The sequence below is a fragment of the Streptomyces sp. NPDC018045 genome, assembly GCF_044327445.1.
Taxonomy (GTDB): Bacteria; Actinomycetota; Actinomycetes; order Streptomycetales; family Streptomycetaceae; genus Streptomyces.
The window spans coordinates 1-19,824 of record NZ_JBIRFL010000011.1; the positions used below are offsets into that span (position 1 = coordinate 1).

Below are 19,824 nucleotides of genomic sequence, written 5' to 3' on the forward strand. Positions count from 1 at the left end.
GGCCGGACGAACTCCCACTCGGCATCCGACAGCTCATGTCGACGTATCACCCGACCATGATCCACCACGCAAGATCATTTGAAGACACGACCTAGGCCACCGACATGACCAGGGGCAATACTGAAACCAGCCGCTTCCCGCGACCCCGGAATCGGCCGGCACGCCGGGGTCCGGCGACCATGGCGCCGGACCCCTGCCGCTCTGCCACCCCGCTCCCGCCCCACCTGAGACCGGCGGGCAGCGAAGCGCCTCGCGCCTTGCCACCGGCTCCCACGGCCTGCCGTCCTCCGAACCAGCGGGAGCTGCCCGGCGGTGCCGGCGGTGCCGGCCGGAAGTACCGAATACCGGCTTGTCTTGTCCTCCGTCGGGCCGCCCGTCGGCAGGCGGCGATTCGGCAGACGGCATACGAGGTAGAGGGAACGGGAGCGGACAGCGCGAACGATGCCGAGGTGAGGTTCCCATGTGCGGTATCACCGGGTGGATCGCTTACGACAGGGACCTCACGGGCGAACGTGAACGCGAGATCCTCACCGCGATGACCGGGCCGTTGCGGTGCCGTGGGCCCGAGGCCGAGGGCACGTGGGCCTGCCGGCACGCGGGCTTCGGTCATCGGCGGCTGGCCCTGATCGACATCGAGGGCGGCCGCCAGCCCATGGTGGCGGAGGAGGACGGCCGCGTCGTCGGGGCCATCACCTACAGCGGCGAGGTGTACAACTACCGGGAGCTGCGGCGCGAGTTGGAAAGCAGCGGCCACCGGTTCCGCACCGCCGGCGACACCGAAGTGGTGCTCCGTTCCTATCTGGCCTGGGGAGCGGACTTCGTCACCCGGCTCAACGGCATGTACGCCTTCGCGCTGTGGGACCCGCGCGGCGAGGAACTGCTCCTGGTCCGGGACCGCATGGGGGTCAAGCCGCTGTACTACCACCCCACCGCCTCCGGGGTGCTCTTCGGCTCCGAGCCCAAGGCGCTCCTGGCCCATCCCGAGGTGGCGGCCGTGGTGGACGCCGACGGGCTGAGGAACCTGCTCGGCCTGGTGAAATCCCCTGGGCACACCGCCTACGTCGGCATGCGCGAGGTACGTCCCGGCCACACCGTCCGGGTACGCCGCCCGGGGATCGGCGAGCACCGCTACTGGGAGCTGGAGGCGCGGCCGCACACCGACAGCCTGCGGGACACCGTGGCCACCGTACGCTCGCTGCTGCACGACACGGTAGCGCGGCAGACCGTCGCGGACGTTCCGCTGGGCTCCATGCTGTCGGGGGGCCTGGATTCCAGTACCGTCACCGTGCTGGCCGCCGAGGCACTGCGCGAGCAGGCACGCGGGCCGATCCTGTCCTTCGCCGTCGACTTCGTCGGACAGGCCGAACATTTCGCCCCGGACGACGTCCGCTCGACGTCCGACGGCCCGTACGCCCGCGCGGTCGCCGCGCACGTGGCCGCCGACCACACCGAGGTCCTGCTGGACTCGGCCGAGCTGGTCGACGTGCGCACCCGCGAGGCCGCGGCTCGCGCCTACGACCTGCCCGCGGTCCTCGGCGAGCACGACACCTCGCTCCACTCGCTGTTCAAGGCGGTCCAGCACCACGTGAAGGTGGTGTTGTCGGGAGAGTCCGCGGACGAGGTCTTCGGCGGCTACCGCTGGTTCCACGACACGGGCGCGCTCACGGCCGGCACCTTCCCCTGGATCGCGGAGGGGGCACCGCCGTCCGATCAGGCCCCGGAGCGGACGCTGTTCGCCCCCACCTTGCTCGATCCCACCCTGCTCGACCCGGCCGTGCTCAAGACGCTGGATCTGTCCGGACACCGCCAGGAGTGTTACCGCCAGGCGCTGGCGGAGGTCCCGCACACGGACGTCACCGACCCGGTGGAGCGCCGGATGCGGGAGGTCTGTTATCTGACGCTGACCCGGTTCCTGCCACTGCTGCTCGATCGCAAGGACCGCATGAGCATGGCTTCCGGCCTGGAAGTGCGCGTTCCGTACTGCGATCACCGGCTCGTGCAGTACGTCTTCAACACTCCCTGGTCGATGAAGACGTTCGACGGCCGGGAGAAGAGCCTGCTGCGTGCCGCGGCCCGGTCCGTACTGCCCGAGTCGGTCGCCGAACGGGTGAAGAGCCCCTACCCCCGTACCCAGGATCCGCGCTACACCAAAGCGATCGGCGCCGCGCTCACCGACGCCTTCGACGACCCGACGTCCCCGGTGCACGGTCTGGTGGACGTCGCGGCGGCACGTGACGCCATGGCGCGGGGTGACGAACAGGTGCGGTACGCCGGGGACGTGGTGCTGGCCCTGGACACCTGGCTGCGTCTCTCGGGTGCGCGGCTCACACTGTAGGGAGCGGTCCTTCGGTGTGCGGGCCCCGGGGCGCCACGGTCGGGCGGTGCCGGGGTGCGGTCAGGCGGTGCCGGGGATCCGGTGGGCCGCGACGTACTTCTCGGGGAAGCCGTCCGGGTCCTGGTGCCACTGTGCGAGAGTGCGCTGGGCGAACGTCTCCCCGGTCCGGACCACGTCCTTGAGCGGCTCCAGGAAGGCGAGTGTCTCGGGGCGCTCCAGGCCCGCGTCCACGCGTGCGCACAGCCCCGCCTCGCTCAGGTGGAGCAGCTCGGCTGCCAGAGCACGCACCGGACGTCCCGCGAGGGACGCGTCCATGCCTCGTCGGGCGATGTCGTCGAGGGCCGCGAGGTGCTGCTGGTGGCTGATGCCGCGCAGCAGTTCCCAGGCCGCTGCCCGGGCGGGCGGGTGGTAGGTCAGGCCGGTCCAGAACGCCGGCACCGCGGCGAGGGCCGGGTAGGGCAGTCCGTCCACGGCCCGGAGTTCCAGCGTGTCCCGCAGGCGTACGTCCGGGAAGATCTGTGACAGGTGATCGCGCCAGTCCGGCAGGCCGGGCCGGGTGCCGTCGTCGAAGCCCTCGGTCATCAGGGTACGGAACGGCACCGGGGGGACCCGCTTCCGGCTGCCGTCCGGCATCCCGCGGTGGATCATCGGGAGGCCCAGTGCCCAGTCGATGAACAGATCGATGGTGAAGTCCTCGCGCAGCGTGACGGGGATGATCCGGGTACGTGCCGGGTCGGCATGGCGCCAGAAGCGCATACGGCGGGACAGCAGGCCGCTGGGCTTGCCCGCTTCCAGCGGGGCGTTGACGAAGAGCGCGGCCGCCGGCGTGGCGGCCGCGGACAGTACCCGGAGCTTGTCGGCGAGATCGGTGGGTGAGGTGTAGTCGAAGGAGACCTGCGTCGAGAGAATCATGGACATGATGCGCGGCCCCCACCGGCCTTCGCTGCCCAGGCTCTCGAAGTGCTCGCGCATGATGGCCGTACGGGAGTGCGGCATCCACTGCACGTCCTCGAAGGCGGTGCACGGGTACTGCGCGCCGGGGACGAGGGCGAAGCCGAACCGGTTCGCGGCGGCGGCGAGCCGTTCGAGCGCGGCCCGGGACGTGCCCATCGCCTCGGCGACGCAGGGCTCGGGGGGCGAGGAGTACTCCACGGCCCCGCCGTGCTCCAGGGAGACGTGCCCGCCGTCGGGCAGTTGGACGCCGACGAGCGTGCCGTAGTCGTGGACGGCCGTGGCGCCGGGTGCCGACGCCAGATGGGCGAGGTAGGCACCGATGCCGTTCTCCCCCTCGTAAGGGACCGCCTTTCCGGTCCGGGGGCACAGGGCGGCCGTCTCGACCTCGATGCCGACGAGCTCGTCCTGCTTGTGCTGCTCGAAGACGCTGCGCAGCTCGGCCGGTGAGAGCACACGGGGTGCTGATGTGATGGACATGGAACACACCTTGTGGTCACGGAAGGACGGCGATGTGACGGTGTCGGGTCGCTGGAGCCCTCGACACGCACGACAGTCTTCCACGGTGGACGCGGTTCGGCCGGGTGTACACGGGCGTACACCCGGCCGGGAGGGCCGTCGGCCGGTCCGGGCAGCGGGCGCCCGCCGGGTCAGACCGGGTGCGCGAAGCGCTCTCGCAGCCGGGCGGTGAGACCGGTCCGGTCCCAGGTGAAGTCCTGCGCGGGCCGGCCGAAGTGGCCGTAGGTCGCGGTCGGCCGGAAGCGTACCGTGCGCAGGTCCAGACGCTCGATCATGGCCGCCACCCGGAGGTCGACGAGGTCCGGCAGGGCGTCGGCGACGCGCCCGGCGTCCACGGTGCCCGTCCCCTCGAAGTCCACGTCCACCCACACCGGAGCGGGCCGACCGATGGCGTAGGCCAGTCCGACGCGGCATCGCCGGGCCAGCCCGGCGGCGACCAGGTTCGCCGCCAGGTGCCGGGCGGTGTAGGCGCCCGAGCGGTCGACCTTGGTGGCGTCCTTGCCCGAGTAGCAGCCGCCGCCGTGGCGCACCAGGCCGCCGTAGGAGTCCACCATGAGTTTGCGGCCGGTCAGGCCCGCGTCGGCGGACGGGCCGCCCGCCACGAAGGTGCCCGCCGGGTTCACGTGGATGTGGGCGGGCGCGACGCCCCGCTCCCGCAGCGCGGGCTCGACCAGCTTGCCGGCCACGGTTTCGGTCAACTGCTCCAGGGTGAGCTCCCGCGGGTGCTGGGCCGAGACCACGACCACGGCCTGCGGCTTTCCCGTCTCGCCGGACACGGGGCCGCCGGTCACCTGCACCTGCACCTTGCCGTCCGGCCCCAGCAGCCGGGCGCCGTCGTCGTCGTTCGTCGTGGCGACGCGCCGCGCGATGTCGTGGGCGAGGACACAGACGAGGGGCATACGTTCGGGCGTCTCATCGGTGGCGTAGCCGTAGACGATGCCCGAGTCACCGGCGCCGCCCGAGTCCACGCCATGGGCGATCTCCGGCGACTGGCGGTCCAGCAGCAGCCGTATCTCCGAGGTGGCCGCGGACAGGCCGTGCCGCGCGGGATCGTGGTAGCCGACGTCCTCCAGGACGGCACGCACCGTGGCCTCGACGTCCACCTCGGCGCTGGAGGTGATCTGCCCGGTGACGACGACGCTGCCCCGGGTGACCAGGACTTCGCAGTTGACGCGCGCCCCGGGGTCTGCCGCGAGGAACGCGTCGAGCACACTGTCCGACACCTGATCGGCGACCTTGTCCGGGTGGCCGGGGCACACCGACTCGGCGATCTGCGCGGCCGTCAGTTCGGAGGGTGGCAGGGGCATGAAGACTCCTTCACGGAGGGAACGGGGTGAACGGTGGCCGGACGCGGCGCTGTCCGGCGGTGGGCGGGCGATCCAGGCAGCGCGCCAGGATGTCCAGCACCCGCGCACGCTGGGCGGCGGGGCCGATGCTGATCCGCAGGCAGTCCGTCATGCCGGGGGCGGTGAGGTGGCGTACGAAGACGCCGGACTCCGCCAGAGCATCGGCGAGGCGTCCGGCCATGGCGGGGTCGGCCGGCCGGGTGGTGACGAAGTTGGTCGTGCCGGGCAGCACGGTCAGCCCCAGGTGGCTCAGGGCCGTCGCGTAGTGGGCGCGTCCGGCCGCGGTCTCCTCCAGGACAGCGGACAGGTGCGCCGTGGCGTCGAGGGAAGCCAGCGCCGCCGCCTCGGCGATCCGGCCCACGACGTAGTGTTCGGCGCCCCGGCTCACCAGGGCGAGCAGCTCCGGGGCGCCGATCGCGTACCCGATGCGCAGCCCCGCCAGCGCGTACGCCTTGGAGAAGGTGCGCAGCCACAGCATGCGCCGGCGCGTGACCTGCGAGGCGGTCAGCGTCCTGGAAGGGTCCTGGTACTCGGCGTAGGCGCCGTCGACCAGCAGCAGCGTGCGGGCAGGCAGGGAGTCCGCCAGGGCCAGTGCTGCCGGGGCCCCCTGCGAACTGCCGGTCGGATTGTCGGGGTCCGCGAGGTAGACGATGTCCGCGTTGCTCTCGTGCGCCGCACGCCCCAGCGCGTCCACGTCGGCCTTCCCCGCCCGGTAGGGCACGGTCCGCAGGCCGGCTCCCGACGCCCGGGCGAAGTAGCCGAACGTCGGGTAGGTCGCCCCGCTGGTCACCGCGGTCCGGCCGGGGCCGAGAAGCGCCCGTGCCGTCACCCCGAGCAGCCCGTCCACGCCCGAGCCGATCATGACGGTGTCCCGCCCGGTCCGCAGATGGGCGGCCAGCCTCTCGCGCAGCGCGAAGTGTTCGCAGTCGGGATAGCGGTGCGCCTGCGCGGCGGCGACGGTGATCGCCCGGATCACCTCGGCGGCCGGGCCGAACTCGTTCTCGTTGGTGCTCAGCCGGTCCCGGGCCCGCAGCCCGGTCGCCCGTTCGGCCATCTCCAGTGACGGGAACGGGTTGCCCGCCGCCGGGCTCATGAGGTCCGCTCGGCGGCCACCTCGGTCACGCCCAGCAGGTCGGCGAGGTACTCGTTGTAGCGGCGCATCGCGAGCATCCGCAGCGCACCGCCGGTGACCAGTTCGAGGCCGGCTTCGGGTTCGGCCGCGACGATGGGCAGCACGACACCGTCCAGCCATTCGGGCCCGTGCTCCGCGTCGCCCTCCATGTGGTTGTAGAAGAACTCGAAGTCCTGCTGGGCCCCGTAGCCGTGCCGTTCCAGACCGCTGACCACGGCGGCGTCCCGGTCCACGTCGAACAGCTCCGGCATGGCCAGGCTGCCGAGCGCCTTGAAGTGGTTCCGGCGGTTGCAGGCCAGGACGAAATACAGGTTGTGCCCGGCGTACGGACGCCAGTCCTCCCACGGCGGGACGGTCGGCAGCGACAGGCCCAGGGTCCGCAGGCTGCGGGTGAACTGGAGCGTGTGGGCCCGACGCTGTTCGCCCTCGCCGCATTCGTCCCACAGGTGGTGGCTGATCTCGTGTTTGACGGTCTCCATGAAGTGCGGCTGGGCCAGCACGAGGGCGTCGAAGAAGCGGTAGTTGAGGTAGCCGTCGGCCTGGATGAACTGCGCCAGTTGCGCCATCGTGGCCCGCTCCGCCAAGTGGGTCTCCACCAGGCGGTCGAGTTCGTTGCGTTCCTTGGCCTCGGTGAGGAACCAGTCGCGGACGAATTCGGGCCGGGTGGCCTCCCGCGGGCCCGGCAGCCGGTCCGCGATCGCCGCGGTGTCCGTGCGCAGCACCGCTTCCTCGTACGTCCAGCGGAACGCGTTCAGCCATGCGCTGCGCTCGTGGACCGCGATGCCCAGCGGATGGCCGAGGAGCCCTTCATAGACGGTGTACGCGCTGCGGTGCACGTCCAGCAGAGCGCCGGTGTCGCCCTCGGTCCGGGCGCGCTCCAGGGCCTCGTCGAGCGCCGTCAGCAAGGCGCGGTGTGCGGCGGTGATTTCGAGCGGCTCCACCGGGCCGCGCAGGATGGTGTTGAGGAGGCTCTCCACAGAGCCCTGGGGAACGTCCGCGGCCGGGCGCAGCACGCCCCCGCGGGGCGGAATCCGTTCGGAGGTCGGGTCTTCGGTCATCTTCTCCCGTCCACTCTCGCTGGGGCGCGCGGCGAACGGGCCGTCACACGCCGTCGTGGTGGTCAATGCGCGCGCGGATCTTCGAGGCGTACGGGCATGCGGAACGTCGCGAGCAGTTCGTACAGGCTCAGGCCGAGTTCCGCGCCGGCCTGCTGGGCCGTGCGCTCCGGCCCGCCGCCCGGGCGCCGCGGGCCGATGAAGGTCATCCAGTCCCCCGGACGGGCGTCCGGCACATCGGTCACGTCGAACTGGGTGCAGTCCATGCCCGGACAGCCGACCATGGGACAGCTCCGGCCGCGCAGCAGCCCGCTGAACGCGGGTGCGGCCGCGCTCACACCACGGGAGAACCCGATCGCCACGGAGGCGAGGCGCCGCCCCGGGGGAACAGCCGCCGACCGGTCGTACCCTAGGCCCTCCGCCCGGGTCACGGTGAGCAGGTCCAGCACCCGGGCGCGCACGGAGACCGCGGGACGGAGCCGGTCGAGGCCGGTGCGGGCCGGGTCCGCCGTTTCCTGCCTGGCGGGCTCCAGCAGCCCGTACAGGCCGATGCCGGGCCGCGCCCAGTCGGTTCCCCGCACCACCTCGGGGTGCAACAGGCCGTGGGTGGCGGCGAGCGAGGCTTCGAGGCGTGGGCCGAGCACCGTACGCGCCCGGGCCAGCCGGGCCCGGAACATGGCGACCTGTTCGGCCGTCTCCCGGTTGTCCCGGTCGGTGCCGGGCAGGTGGGCGAACATCCCGGCCACCCGCGTCGTGGTACGCGTCTCGTGCAGAGCGTCCAGTACGGTGGCGAACTCCCGCTCCTCGCGCGGGCCGAACCGGTTGAAGCCGACGTTGGTCCGCAGCCACACGGTCACGGGGGTGCCGTGCCGCCACGCCACCGCATGGTGGCGCCGGATCTGTTCCCGGGTCGCGACGGCGGGCATGAGCCCGTACCGGGCACAGGCAGCCGCGGTGTCGGTGACGTCCACGTCCATCACCAGGACCGGAGCGTCGATGCCGTGCTCACGCAGTTCGGCCCCTTCCGCCACCGTGTCCACGGCGAGCGCGTCCGCTCCCGCATCGACCAGCAGGCGGGCGATCGCCGGCGCGCCCAGCCCGTACGCGTCGCCCTTGACGACGGCCATGATCCGCCGGCCTCCGGCAGCCGTGCGCAGCACCGCGAGATTGTGGCGCACCGCATCGGCCGCGACCGTCTTCTCCAGCCGGGCGGCGGCCAGGGAGGTGACGGACTCGCACCGGAGCGTCCCGGTTCGTGTCATCGGGTCTCCTTCCTGGCGGGCCGAAAGGGGGCGGCGGCCCCGGGACGGGTGCGGACCTTTCACGCGGTTTCGAGATCCGGGTAGTGGATCCGCTCCCCCTGCCAGTTGACCAGTTCCAGCACGCGAAGTCCCTTGCCGTCCCGGGCGTGCCGCGGATAGCCGGCCACGGAGTCGAGGTCCACCAACGGAACGGTGTACTTGCCGGTGGCGTGTGGCAGGACGTACTCGGGGACCGCGGGATTGGAGATGTGCCGCTTCAGCGAACGGACGATCTCTATTCCGCGCTGGACCGGGGTCCGGAAACACTCGGCCTCCGGGCTGTGCGGCATGAAGTGGTAGAGATAGCCCGCGTGCACGCCGCGCCGGTACAGCCCCATGCACAGTTCCCGCATGGTCTCCGGAGAGTCGTTGACCCCGCCCAGGAGGGGCACGTTGGCGAAGATGATGGGGACCACCGCCTGCAGCTTCTTCACCGCTGCGGTGAATTCCGGGGACAATTCCCTGGGATGCGTGACGTGCAGGCCGACCGATACGACGCCGCGCCGGGCGAATACGTCGCAGAGCCCCGTGTCGATCCGGAACGGATTGAACGTCAGCGCCCGTGTGTGGAACCGCACGAGCAGATCGGCCCGGGCGTCCCGGGCTTCGCCGAGCACCTGGTCGATTTGATCGTTGCTGTGCATGAGGGGCTCTCCGCCGCTCAGGATCATTTCCTCGACCCGTGGGTGGGTCCGCAGATAGTCCAGGGTGGCCCGCCAGTGATCGCGGTCGAAGGTCGCCTTCGCCGAATCCTTGTCGAGGGTGCGGAGTGCTTCGTAGCAGAACTGGCAGTAGGCGTGGCAGACGTTCGCATATCGCACGATCACCCGGTTGTCGTACTTGTGCTGGGCGATGGGGGTGACCATCTCGTGCGGAAGTTCCCAGTTCTCGGTTTCGCCGTCGTAGGCGTAGGGCGCTTCGTCCTTGTCGTTTCCCTGCGGGGCGACCTGCTTCCACAACGGGTCGTCGAGCAGCGGGCCCCCGGTGTCCGGGTCGGTGGCGATCAGTTCCAGAAAGTAGGGCGTCACCTGAAATCGTTGGGAAAGATTGTGCCTGCTGATGCGCTCCAGGATCTCCGGAGCACATCGGGGAAAGCGCTGCTGGAGCTGGCGGGCCGTCCGGATCGCATGGCGCTGCTGCCATTTCCAGTCGGTCCACTGCCCCTGTGCGACGGTCGGGGCGACGTCCGTGGTCATCCTGCTCTCCTCGCGACGGAGGGGTGGGGGCCGGAAGCGGGCCGCGGCACGGCGACCGCCGAGGTGACCGGCTCGCCGGTGATCATCTGGCACACCGCCTCGGCGGCTCGGGTGCGCAGTTCGACGAGGGACGGCACGGAGTAGAAGGCCGCGTGGGGGCTCACCAGGGCTCTCGGGTGGGCCCGCAGCCATGGGGGGATGTCCGGCTCGCCCTCCACGACGTCCAGGCCGACCCGGCCCGGCCGTCTCTCGGCGAGCGCGTCCTCCAGGGCCGAGATGTCGATCAGTGCGCCGCGCGCCGTGTTGATCAGGACCGCATCCCGCTTCATGCGGTGCAGGCGGCCGGCGTCCAGCAGGTGGCGGGTGTCCGGGGTGAGCGGCGCGTGCAGGCTGACCACGTCGGATTCCGCCAGCAACCGGTCGAGCGCGTGGCACCGCTCGAAGCCGAGCGCCTTCTCGATGCCGGGGTGGTTGTACGGATCGAAGAACGCCACACGCAGCCCGAACGCCTGCGCCCGTTGCGCCACCGCGAGCCCGATGCGCCCGAGGCCCACCACGCCCCAGACCAGCCCTCTGAGCCGGCGCGGATCGCCGATCGCGCGCCAGTCCCACCCGCCGTCGCGCACATGCTCCTGCAGGGCGCCGAGCCGGCGTTCCAGGGCGAGGAAAAGCGCCAGGGTGTGGTCGGCGACCTCTTCGGTCCCGTAATACGGAACGTGATAGACGGGAATTCCGCGGTCATATGCGGCTTCGATGTCCACGTGGTCGTACCCGACGCTGGCGCACACGACGCCCCGGCAGGACGGAGACCGCTCGAAGAACGCCGCGTCCAGCGGGACCCGGTGCCAGAGAATGGCATAGTCGGCTGCCAGATCCTGGAGAAGTCCGCGCTCCCGCGGCGGCACGATCAGCGGCCGGACATCGCCCAGCGAGCCGATGACGCTCCGCTCCAGTTCGGCTCCCTCGACATACCCCGCTCCCGGCCCGTCCAGCACGACGACCGAAGGCCCGGTGCCGTGCGTGGTTTCCCGCCGACCGTTGACGCAAGGTGGGGTCGCCATACTTCCGCCTCTCCGCATACGGGCCTGTGAGGCACGATCAGTAATTGAAACCATTCACGGAGACGCACACCAGCCCCAATTCCAGCCTACGCAAACCGGCCTACGTACGGCATCGGCGCAGATCAATCAGGCACGTAAACCGCGGACGTGCCCGGGATGCCCACCAGGCGAGCGCTCCGCGGGTCCATGAGCTGGCATGTCTCGCGGGGTGCAGAGGGTGAACGTTTTCTCCGGATCACGGCCGCGACTCCCCTTGACCGGCCGACCGCTCGGTGCAACGCGCGCGGCCGACACCAAGAGCCGGTGGCACGGCCCGTTTCCATCGATCCGGCTACCGGTGGGCAGGCCCACACGGATATCGCCCGGCTGCCATCCCCGTCCACGCGGAAACCGGCGGCACCCCGAAATTCAGAGATGCTCAAAGGCCCGGATAGAAGCCCTGCTCCTCACCGGTCCCCTGCGCATATCAGCGCATCAGGGCAGACGGCGCAGCCACCGAACCACGGCTCTTCAACCAGGCCGGGGAAAGCACCGACGTACGCCTTGGGACTTTTTCCGGAACTCTGCGCCACGTCCCGTGCGCCTCAAGCCGTCCCGCACCACGCGAGGGCCCCGTCACGGCGGACGGTGCGGCGGGACAGTCAGTAGCGCCACCGGGTGGCCTCGACGACATCGGCGCGGGTGTGATCGGCGAAGAGCTGCTGTTCCCTGCGCCGCACAGCGAGGACGGCGCCGAACATGTGGTCGCCCATCGCCTCGCGCAGCACGGCCGACCTCTCGAAGTGCCGGACGGCCTCCTGGAGACTGTCCGGCAACCGTTCGATGGCGCAGCGGGCCCGCTCGTCGGCGTCCGCCCGCGCCGGATCGTTCCCGTACCCGTCGGGGAGCCGCAGGTCCTCCTCCACACCGGCGAGGCCGGCGGCCAGGAGCGATCCCACCACCAGGTACGGGTTGGCCGCCTGATCGAAGCACTTCACCTCGGCGTTCGCGCCGGCGCCCCCTTCGCCTGCCGCGCCGGTGATGAAGCGCAGCGCCGCCTCGCGGTTCTCCAGTCCCCAGCACCGGTACGCCCCCGCCCACACGGACGGCACCAGCCGGAGGTAGCTGGCCGGGGTCGGGCAGCCGACGGCGGTGAGGGCAGGCAGTGACCGCAGCACACCGGCGAGGAACGCCTCGCCGGTCGCGGTCATGCCGTGCGGCCCCTGCCCCGCGTGCAGCAGGTTCTCCTCGTCTCGCCACAGGCTCAGATGCACATGACCGCCGTTGCCCACTCCGGCCGTGGTGGCCAGCGGCGCGAAGGAGGCCCGCAGCCCACGGCCTAGCGAGAGGGTCCGCACGGTGTGCCGCACGAGGACGGCGGTGTCGGCCGCACCCAGCGGATCCTCGGCGACAGTGGAGACCTCGAACTGCCCCGGCTCGTACTCGGGGTGGATCTGCAGGACCTCCACCCCCTGGGCGGCGAGCGCGTCCACGATGTCGAGGAGGTAGGCCCCCGAGTCCGCCAGGCGAGCCAGCCCGTACGCCGGACCGTCCCCCAGGCGGCCGGGGTCGACCGTCCACTCCGTCTCGAACCCCATGCGCAGGCTCAGCCCCCGGTCGGCCGCCGCGCGCGTCATACGGTCCACGAAGGCCCGGTGACACCCGGGGTGGCGCTCTCCCCCCTGACGGAAACGGTCCGCCGGCGCCCACGCCCACCCGGGCTGAGCGGCGAGCGCGGTGAGCCGGCTCAGGTCGGGCACCAGGCGCAGGTCCCCGGTGCGGCTTCCGCACCCGTCCTCGCACGCCATCGAATCGTCCACCAGGAACGCGTCGAACGCCGGGGACACACCGACGCCCCGGCTCGCGACACCGGGCAGCCGGCTGAGCGGCACGGCCTTGAGCCGGCTGATGCCGGCGTTGTCGACCCAGCTCATGGCGACCAGCCGGACGCCTTCGCCCGCCAGGCGCGCCATCACCCGGACCACCGGTGACGAGCCGTCAGCGGCGGTCACGGCCGTACGGCCATCGTCCATGCCTCAGGCTTGACCTCACCATGACGGCCTGAAACGGAAAGCCGAGGTTCGATCACGGAATTGGCCGGAAAGCCCACAGGCCCCCGGCCGCCCGGCATGGCCCCCGCGCTCCCGACGGCTCACCGGACCAACGCGCAGTGGCCTGCGCTCCCCCACGGGAACGCAGGCCACCTGTCACAGCCGGCCGGGCCGGCTAGGGGATGCTCGCCCCGTACGCGGCGAGGGCCTCCGTCACCGGCTGGTAGTACGTGGTCCCGCCCCGCGAGCAGTTGCCGCTGCCTCCCGACAGGAGTCCCAGCGCGGTGGTCACCAAGGACGTGCCGTCCGGGTCGTACGTGAACAGCGGTCCGCCGCTGTCGCCGGGCTCGGCGCACGCGTTGGTCCTGACCAGCCCGTACACGCGGCCTTCCCGGTAGGTCACCGTCTGGTTCAGCGCGGTGACGGTGCCGAGGTGGGTCCCGGTGGTGGCGCCGCTGCGCGCGACCCGGTCGCCCACGACCGCGTCGCGCGCGCCGGTGACCGGCAGCCACCGCCCGTTGTGGAGGTCCACGGCGCTCCAGTGCGGCACCCCCGCGGTGTACCGCGCCAAGGCGTGGTCGTTGCCGGGGAAGCTGGAGCGGGCGGTACGCGCGAACTGCGGGCCGCCCCGGGTCGTGGCCCAGCTCTTGACCGGGTTGCCGCAGTGTCCCGCCGTGAGGAAGGCGTCCGGCGCGCCGGCCCGCCTGACGTTGAAGCCGAGCGAGCACGTCGCGGAGTAGTCCCGGCCGTGGATGGCGTCGCCACCCTCGATGAGCGTCGTGAGTCTGGTGGTGGTCCTGCGCAGCTCCACCGTTTTGCCCAGCGGCTTGAGGAGCGTGGTGAGTCTGGCCAGCCGGGCGCCCTTGACCGTGGGGTCGGCCTCGACGACCACCCGGTTGAGCCGGGGATCGACTCCCCAGGCGGTGCCGGGGATCAGCTCGCTCCGGTCCAGCGTCGCCATGGTCGCCATCAGCGGGTCGGGGGCCCGTACGGCCCGGGACTCGCCGCCCTCCACGGTGTGGGCCCGCGCGGCGGCGTCAGGACTGAAGGGGGAAAGGCTCGCGGCCGCCAGGGCGGCCAGGGCGGCGGCCGCCAGGGCGGCGGTCCGTCGGAAGGGAAGCGATCGCTGCACGGCATCTCCCGAATGCGTACCGGACTCACGGGTCCGAGGCGGTGTTCTGCGTTCTGCCCACGCCGGGCTGCACGCGGGCGAGGGCTTCCATGCTGGACAGCGAATACGCGGCCCGGGGCCGCCGATCAGCGCGGTTGTCACGGAAACCACCCGTGGAAGCGAAAAGCCGCCGACACCTGTTCGCCCCACGCAACTCCGTCCCCGGCGCCGGTGGCGTCGTGCGTCCCGCTGGGCGCGCCGGCTGCTTCGGCTCCGGCCCCCGCATGGACTGCCCGCCGAAACCTGTGGCCCGCTCCGGTACCGCGTCCGGGCAGGCGCACACGGACGAAAGAGGAAGAACATCACCAGATGCGTCCACGCCGCCTGCCGCGCAGTTCCAGCCGATGTGGTTCTTCCAGAGAATCACCCGGGTACCTCGTGGGGAGGCTGGCGACCATGCCGTCACTGCGGGCGCACGAACACCAGCGGCCCCGGGCGGCGCATGGCTGGAACCACCCTCCCGCGGCGCCCAAAACGTTGACCACTGAACCTCCGTTCGCGCCGGGGCGTATTCCCGGTAGCGCGGTGGGGGGGCACCTCCGTCAGGGGCCGGCCGCACGAGTCACCGGTGCGGCCGGCCTGCCGATGGCCCCTCTTGTACAGGCCCGCGGCACGCCTGCCCGTGTACCCGGGCAGGCCGGGGCCGGCCGTGGTACTGGTCCGTTCCTCGAACTCGTCAAAGGGAGCGTCATGGGGTCCAATGCACGACCGTTACCGCAGGTCCGCGGCCGGGATCGGCAGTTGGCGCAGGTCCGCGCCAACCTGCGGCGGGTGGCGAGCACCCGGCACAGCGGTGTCCTGGTGGTGGAGGCCGCGCCCGGGGCGGGCAAGTCCCGCCTTCTCAGGGAAGCCGTCACACTCGCCGGCGGCAGCGGCTTCGCCGTCGTCAACGGCATCACGGCCGGGCCCGCAACCGTCTCCGAAGGTCCGGCAGCGCTTGCGGGTGCCCGCTCGGGCACGCAGGGTTCCGCCGACCACCGGTGCCACGCCCCGCAGGTGACGTCCGTGATCGAGTCGGCGCGGACATGGTTGCGCAACGACAGTGAGCACCGGCGCGTCCTCGTGGTGCTCGACGACCTGCATCTGGCGCCCCTGCCCGCCTGGACAGCGTTGTGCGAACTGATCGAGACGTTCAGTACCCGGCCGGCGCTGTGGCTTCTGGCCTTCTCCTCGGACCGTGACGCCGTCCCGTCCGAGGCGGTGCGGACCTGCCTCGGCAAGCTGAGGAGCAGGATTTCGGTGGAAGCGGTGCACGAGCTGGGGCCGCTCTCGGGTGAAGCGCTGACGCAGTTGGTCACCGATGTGACCGGTGCCGCCCCCGGCTCGGCGCTCCTGGCCCTGGCGGAAAGCGTCGACGGCACCCCCCGGGCGGTGATCGAGCTGATGCGCGGGCTCGTGGAGGACGGTGACGTCTGCGTGGTCGACAACGTCTCCCGGCTGCATCCCGACGTCAGCGGCGGCACCGCGGACGGGGACGGTGTGTGCCTGCCCGCACCGGTGCCGAAGCGTTTCGCCGGGCTGCTCGACAAGGATCTCCAGTCGCTGTCCGAGCCGACCCTGAAGGCTCTTCGGGTGGCAGCGGTGCTCGGCTCGCCGTTCGCACCGGAGGACCTGTCGGCCCTGCTCGGCCAGACGCCGGTCGCCCTGCTGGCGGCGGTGGACGAAGCCGTCAGCCGCAAGCTGGTGGTCTGCGGCGAGCACGACCTCGCGTTCCGCAGTGAGCCGATCTGGCGGGTCCTGCTCGACTCGGTGCCCTTACCGGTGCGCGCGCTGCTGCGCCGGCAGGCGGCGCAGGTTCTGCTGTCGCGCCGCGACGGCCTCGCGCGCGCCGCCCTCCAACTGGTGCACATCGTCCAGCCCGGCGACATGGAGACCCTGCGTATCGTCTCGGAGGGATCCCGGAAACTGCTGACCGCCGATCCGTCGACCGCGGCGTCACTGGCGATGCGCTGCATGGAGTTGCTGCCTCCCGGGCAGGCCGAGCGTTTGCGGTGCGCGAAGACCGCGGTCGAGGCGTTCACCCGAGCGGGTCACCTGGAGAAGGCCGTCACCTTGGCCGAGGACACCATCGACGAGGCCACCCGGCTCGCGGCCCTGTCGCCGGGCTCGCTCGCCGAGGACGTCGCCGCGCTGCGGGCGACGATGGCGGCCGCACTGCTGTTGCAGGGAGACGCGCCCAGGGCACACCGGGCCGCACGCGAAGCGCTGACGGCGCAGGAGGCCGGCTTCGGGCGGCGTCAAGCCGTGATCGCTCATCTCGCCGCCTCCTGGCTGACCGGTGACAGTACCGCGCACAAGCGGGTCCAGGAGATCCTCGACGCCCCCGGACGGCACCCCCAGGCCGTGCACGTCGGCGCGATGGCCTTCCACGCGTTCGGCCGATGGCGCGCCGGCCGGGCGGGCGACGCGCTGCAGACCCTGCGCCAGGCGGTCGCCCTCGGCGGCGGGGACCGGGTCGCGCAGTTCCTGGATCCACGCTGGTTCCTTGCCTTCACGCTCACCCGGCTCGACGAGTACCAGGAGGCACAAGAGGTCGTCGAGTGCTGCGCACCGTTGGCCGCCGCGCAGGCGGGCACCCCGGCCGCCGCCGTCGCGGCCGTCCTCCGGGCACCGCTGTATCTGGCCCAGGGACGCCTGGAGGCGGCCGAACAGGCCGCGCGGGACGGTGTGGGCGCCGCCGGGCCGTGCGTGCCGATGCTCGCCCCCCAGGCGTGGCTGGTGCTGGCCCTGACCGCGCTGCGCCGGGGGGCGCTCCCCCAGGCCGAGGATCACCTCAAGACCCTGGAGAAGGACTTCCCGACAGCTTCCTGGAGTCCCTGGTGGGCCGCGCGCCTGCTGCTGAACGCCCAACTGGCCGAGGCGCGGTCGGATTTCAGGGCGGCCGCGGAGATCCTGGCGGAGATCGCTTCAGAAGCCGGTGCGCTGCGCGAACTGGCCCTGGAGGACCCGGCGGCCGCGGCCTGGTGTGTGCGCTGCGCGCTGGCGGCGGACCGGCCGGACCTCGCCCGCGCCGTCATCGAGGCGACCGAGGACCTGCGACAGCACAACCGCGGCGTTCCCGCGGTGCTCGCCGCGGCCCTGCACGCTCGCGCGCTCGCCGACAAGGACGCGGACGCCCTGGACCGGGCCGGCCGGCTGCACCGCAATCCGTGGGCCCAGGCCGCGGTGGCCGAGGACCAGGCCGTCCTGCTGCTCGACCGTGGCGACCAGGAGAACGCAGTCAGCGCGCTGGACCGGGCGCTGGGCGCGTACGGCGCGCTCGGCGGTGAACACGACGCCGCCCGCGTACGGGCCCGACTGCGCCGGCTCGGCGTCCGGCGCCGGCACTGGACGCGCACCGAACGACCGGTCTCCGGCTGGGAGAGCCTGACCAAGACCGAACGGAAGGTGGCGGAACTGGTGGCGGGCGGTCTGACCAACGGGCAGGCCGCCCGCCATCTGTTCATCTCCCCGCACACGGTCGGATTCCACCTGCGGCAGATCTACCGCAAGCTCGGCATCCGCTCCCGTACGGCCTTGACCCGCTTCACCCTGTAGCGCACACCTGCCCCGGTCGCAGCCGCTCACCCGGTCCCCTGCATCAGCGGCTGCCACCACCGGCGGTTGGCGGCGTACCACGCGACCGTCTCGGCGAGCCCCCGCTCGAAGGTGATCCGCGGCGTATGGCCCAGGGCCCGCAGTTTGTCGTCGGTCAGGGAGTAGCGGCGGTCGTGGCCCTTGCGGTCGGGCACGTGCTCGACGCACCGCCAGGGGGCCCCGAGCGCCTCCAGCAGCCGGGCGGTCAGCTCCCGGTTGGTCAGCTCGGCGGTCCCCGCCACGTGGTAGACCTCGCCCGCCTCGCCGCGCTCGGCGACCAGCCGGACGGCCCGGCAGTGGTCATCGACGTGGATCCAGTCGCGTACGTTCCGGCCGTCGCCGTACAGCGGCACCTTGAGGCCGTCGAGCAGACGGGTGGTGAACAGCGGGATGACCTTCTCCGGGTACTGGTACGGCCCGTAGTTGTTCCCGCAGCGGGTGATGCTGACCGGCAGCCCGTGGGTGCGCGCGTAGGCCAGGGCGATCAGGTCGCCGCCGGCCTTGGCCGCGGCGTAGGGGGAGTTCGGGTTGAGCGGGGCCGACTCGTCCCAGGATCCGGTTTCGATGCTGCCGTACACCTCGTCGGTGGAGATGTGCACGACCCTCGGGGTACCGGCGTCGAGGCATGCCTCCATGAGGCACTGCACGCCCAGGACGTTGCTGTGGACGAAGTCGCCCGCGCCGGCGATCGAGCGGTCGACGTGTGTCTCGGCGGCGAAGTTGACGACGACATCGTGGCCGGGCACCACCTTCCGGAGCAGTTCGGCGTCGCAGATGTCGCCGTGGACGAAGGTGAACCGGCCCTCGGCGGGCGCCAGGTTGGCCGGGTTCCCGGCGTAGGTCAGCTTGTCGAGCACGGTCACCTCGTCCGCGCCGGCGTAGGACCGTACGAAGTGCGAGCCGATGAAGCCGGCGCCGCCGGTCACGAGGATCTTCATGAGGTGACCTGCACCTTGCTGTGGTCGCCGAGGACCAGGCGGTGGGCCCGCAGGGCCCCGGGAGTGGACGTCACCTCGACCTCGCGTCCGATCAGCGAGCGTTCGACGCGCCGCACCCCGGCGAGGGAGGCCCCGCGCAGCACGATGGAGTACTCGATCTCGCTGTCGGTCACCGCGCAGTCGCTGTCGATGGAGGTGAACGGGCCGACGTAGGAGTCGCGGATGTGTGAGCCGGCCGCGATGACCGCCGGGCCGACGATCCGCGACCGGGTGACGGTGGCGCCCTCTTCGACCACCACCCGGCCGACCAGTTCGCTGGAGCTCACCTCACCGGCGCAGTCGGCCGCGACGCCGTCCAGGACCAGGCGGTTGACCTCCAGCATGTCGTCGACGTTGCCGGTGTCCTTCCAGTACCCGGACACGACGCTGGAATCCACCCGGCACCCCGCGTCGATCAGTTCCTGGATCGCGTCGGTGATCTCCAGCTCACCGCGCCAGGACGGCTTGATCCGGCACACGGCATCGTGCACGCGGGCGGTGAACAGGTAGACGCCGACCAGCGCCAGATCGCTCTTCGGGTGCTGCGGCTTCTCCTCCAGTGCGATCACCCGGCCGCGCGGGTCCAGCTCGACCACGCCGAACGCGCGCGGGTCCGAGACGCGGGCCAGCATGATCTGGGCGTCCGGGCGGTTGGTGCGAAACCGCCGCACGAGCGAGCTGATGCCGCCGACGATGAAGTTGTCGCCGAGGTACATCACGAAGTCGTCGTCGCCGAGGTAGTCCCGGGCGATGTGGACGGCGTGCGCCAGACCCAGCGGTGCCTCCTGCGGAAGGTAGGTCACCTCCAGGCCGAAGCGTGAGCCGTCGCCGACCGCCGCCTCGATCTCGGCGGCCGAGTCGCCGACGACGATGCCCACCTCGCGGACCCCGGCCTCGGCGACCGATTCCAGGCCGTAGAACAGGACCGGTTTGTTGGCGACCGGCACAAGCTGCTTCGCCGAGGTGTGCGTGATCGGCCGCAGCCGGGAGCCGGACCCGCCGGCCAGCACGAGCGCCTTCATCGGCGCCCCTTCGCCGGAGCGGCCGCACCGGGGCGGCGCACGGCCCCGCGCCCGTCCGGCCCAAGCAGGTCCGGCCGGCTGCCGAAGGCGTCCGGCCTCAGCCGGGGCGTTCCCCGGTCGCGCGGTACGTCAGCCACAAAGCTAGGAGCCAT

Annotated in this window: 13 protein-coding genes; 2 read left to right on the forward strand and 11 right to left on the reverse strand. The window is 71.8% G+C overall.

Annotated features, from left to right (window positions below; all coding sequences use genetic code 11):
* Positions 1 to 460 precede the first annotated feature (460 nt).
* Complete coding sequence (gene asnB / locus ACH4EB_RS23640) at positions 461 to 2,335, forward strand: asparagine synthase (glutamine-hydrolyzing) (protein WP_398349550.1); 1,875 nt, start codon at positions 461 to 463, stop codon at positions 2,333 to 2,335.
* Between the two features lie 60 nt (positions 2,336 to 2,395).
* On the opposite strand, the gene ACH4EB_RS23645 is transcribed toward asnB, so the two are convergent.
* The 9 genes from ACH4EB_RS23645 to ACH4EB_RS23685 all read right to left on the reverse strand — a co-directional run bounded on the left by ACH4EB_RS23645 (position 2,396) and on the right by ACH4EB_RS23685 (position 14,058).
* Positions 2,396 to 3,766: a glutamate-cysteine ligase family protein gene (locus ACH4EB_RS23645; RefSeq protein ID WP_398349551.1), complete on the reverse strand. Its 1,371-nt coding sequence runs from the start codon at positions 3,764 to 3,766 to the stop codon at positions 2,396 to 2,398.
* 170 nt (positions 3,767 to 3,936) lie between these two features.
* Complete coding sequence (metK, locus tag ACH4EB_RS23650) at positions 3,937 to 5,112, reverse strand: methionine adenosyltransferase (protein WP_398349552.1); 1,176 nt, start codon at positions 5,110 to 5,112, stop codon at positions 3,937 to 3,939.
* Between the two features lie 10 nt (positions 5,113 to 5,122).
* On the reverse strand, positions 5,123 to 6,244 hold the full coding sequence (locus ACH4EB_RS23655) for an aminotransferase class I/II-fold pyridoxal phosphate-dependent enzyme (protein ID WP_398349553.1): 1,122 nt from the start codon (positions 6,242 to 6,244) through the stop codon (positions 5,123 to 5,125).
* Complete coding sequence (locus tag ACH4EB_RS23660; RefSeq protein WP_398349554.1) at positions 6,241 to 7,341, reverse strand: iron-containing redox enzyme family protein; 1,101 nt, start codon at positions 7,339 to 7,341, stop codon at positions 6,241 to 6,243. The genes ACH4EB_RS23655 and ACH4EB_RS23660 overlap by 4 nt, the downstream gene beginning before the upstream one ends.
* A 62-nt stretch (positions 7,342 to 7,403) precedes the next feature.
* Positions 7,404 to 8,600 (reverse strand): alanine racemase, encoded by a 1,197-nt coding sequence (alr, locus tag ACH4EB_RS23665; RefSeq protein ID WP_398349555.1) that lies wholly within the window; start codon positions 8,598 to 8,600, stop codon positions 7,404 to 7,406.
* A gap of 59 nt (positions 8,601 to 8,659) precedes the next feature.
* The gene (locus ACH4EB_RS23670) at positions 8,660 to 9,835 is read right to left on the reverse strand and encodes a KamA family radical SAM protein (protein WP_398349556.1); all 1,176 of its coding nucleotides are present in this window, start codon (positions 9,833 to 9,835) and stop codon (positions 8,660 to 8,662) included.
* On the reverse strand, positions 9,832 to 10,896 hold the full coding sequence (locus ACH4EB_RS23675; protein WP_398349557.1) for a C-terminal binding protein: 1,065 nt from the start codon (positions 10,894 to 10,896) through the stop codon (positions 9,832 to 9,834). Before ACH4EB_RS23675 ends, ACH4EB_RS23670 begins: the two co-directional genes overlap by 4 nt.
* 641 nt (positions 10,897 to 11,537) lie before the next feature.
* The gene (locus ACH4EB_RS23680) at positions 11,538 to 12,908 is read right to left on the reverse strand and encodes a glutamine synthetase (RefSeq protein WP_398349558.1); all 1,371 of its coding nucleotides are present in this window, start codon (positions 12,906 to 12,908) and stop codon (positions 11,538 to 11,540) included.
* A gap of 193 nt (positions 12,909 to 13,101) precedes the next feature.
* Entirely contained in the window at positions 13,102 to 14,058 is a 957-nt protein-coding gene (locus ACH4EB_RS23685) for a S1 family peptidase (protein WP_398349559.1), read from the reverse strand.
* Positions 14,059 to 14,787: 729 nt separating this feature from the next.
* Here ACH4EB_RS23685 and ACH4EB_RS23690 point away from each other — a divergent pair.
* Complete coding sequence (locus tag ACH4EB_RS23690; RefSeq protein WP_398349560.1) at positions 14,788 to 17,634, forward strand: LuxR C-terminal-related transcriptional regulator; 2,847 nt, start codon at positions 14,788 to 14,790, stop codon at positions 17,632 to 17,634.
* 26 nt (positions 17,635 to 17,660) lie between these two features.
* On the opposite strand, the gene rfbB is transcribed toward ACH4EB_RS23690, so the two are convergent.
* Together rfbB and ACH4EB_RS23700 are read right to left on the reverse strand one after the other, a co-directional pair.
* The gene (gene rfbB / locus ACH4EB_RS23695; protein WP_398349561.1) at positions 17,661 to 18,611 is read right to left on the reverse strand and encodes a dTDP-glucose 4,6-dehydratase; all 951 of its coding nucleotides are present in this window, start codon (positions 18,609 to 18,611) and stop codon (positions 17,661 to 17,663) included.
* Positions 18,608 to 19,672 (reverse strand): glucose-1-phosphate thymidylyltransferase, encoded by a 1,065-nt coding sequence (locus ACH4EB_RS23700; RefSeq protein WP_398349562.1) that lies wholly within the window; start codon positions 19,670 to 19,672, stop codon positions 18,608 to 18,610. The genes rfbB and ACH4EB_RS23700 overlap by 4 nt, the downstream gene beginning before the upstream one ends.
* Between the last annotated feature and the right edge of the window lie 152 nt (positions 19,673 to 19,824).

What these genes read in the sequence shown, in the direction of transcription:
- asnB (WP_398349550.1), top strand. Translation starts at nt 461, where the DNA reads ATGTGCGGTATCACCGGGTGGATCGCTTACGACAGGGACCTCACGGGC.
- ACH4EB_RS23645 (WP_398349551.1), bottom strand. Translation starts at nt 3,766, where the DNA reads ATGTCCATCACATCAGCACCCCGTGTGCTCTCACCGGCCGAGCTGCGC.
- metK (WP_398349552.1), bottom strand. Translation starts at nt 5,112, where the DNA reads ATGCCCCTGCCACCCTCCGAACTGACGGCCGCGCAGATCGCCGAGTCG.
- ACH4EB_RS23655 (WP_398349553.1), bottom strand. Translation starts at nt 6,244, where the DNA reads ATGAGCCCGGCGGCGGGCAACCCGTTCCCGTCACTGGAGATGGCCGAA.
- ACH4EB_RS23660 (WP_398349554.1), bottom strand. Translation starts at nt 7,341, where the DNA reads ATGACCGAAGACCCGACCTCCGAACGGATTCCGCCCCGCGGGGGCGTG.
- alr (WP_398349555.1), bottom strand. Translation starts at nt 8,600, where the DNA reads ATGACACGAACCGGGACGCTCCGGTGCGAGTCCGTCACCTCCCTGGCC.
- ACH4EB_RS23670 (WP_398349556.1), bottom strand. Translation starts at nt 9,835, where the DNA reads ATGACCACGGACGTCGCCCCGACCGTCGCACAGGGGCAGTGGACCGAC.
- ACH4EB_RS23675 (WP_398349557.1), bottom strand. Translation starts at nt 10,896, where the DNA reads ATGGCGACCCCACCTTGCGTCAACGGTCGGCGGGAAACCACGCACGGC.
- ACH4EB_RS23680 (WP_398349558.1), bottom strand. Translation starts at nt 12,908, where the DNA reads ATGGACGATGGCCGTACGGCCGTGACCGCCGCTGACGGCTCGTCACCG.
- ACH4EB_RS23690 (WP_398349560.1), top strand. Translation starts at nt 14,788, where the DNA reads ATGGGGTCCAATGCACGACCGTTACCGCAGGTCCGCGGCCGGGATCGG.
- rfbB (WP_398349561.1), bottom strand. Translation starts at nt 18,611, where the DNA reads ATGAAGATCCTCGTGACCGGCGGCGCCGGCTTCATCGGCTCGCACTTC.
- ACH4EB_RS23700 (WP_398349562.1), bottom strand. Translation starts at nt 19,672, where the DNA reads ATGAAGGCGCTCGTGCTGGCCGGCGGGTCCGGCTCCCGGCTGCGGCCG.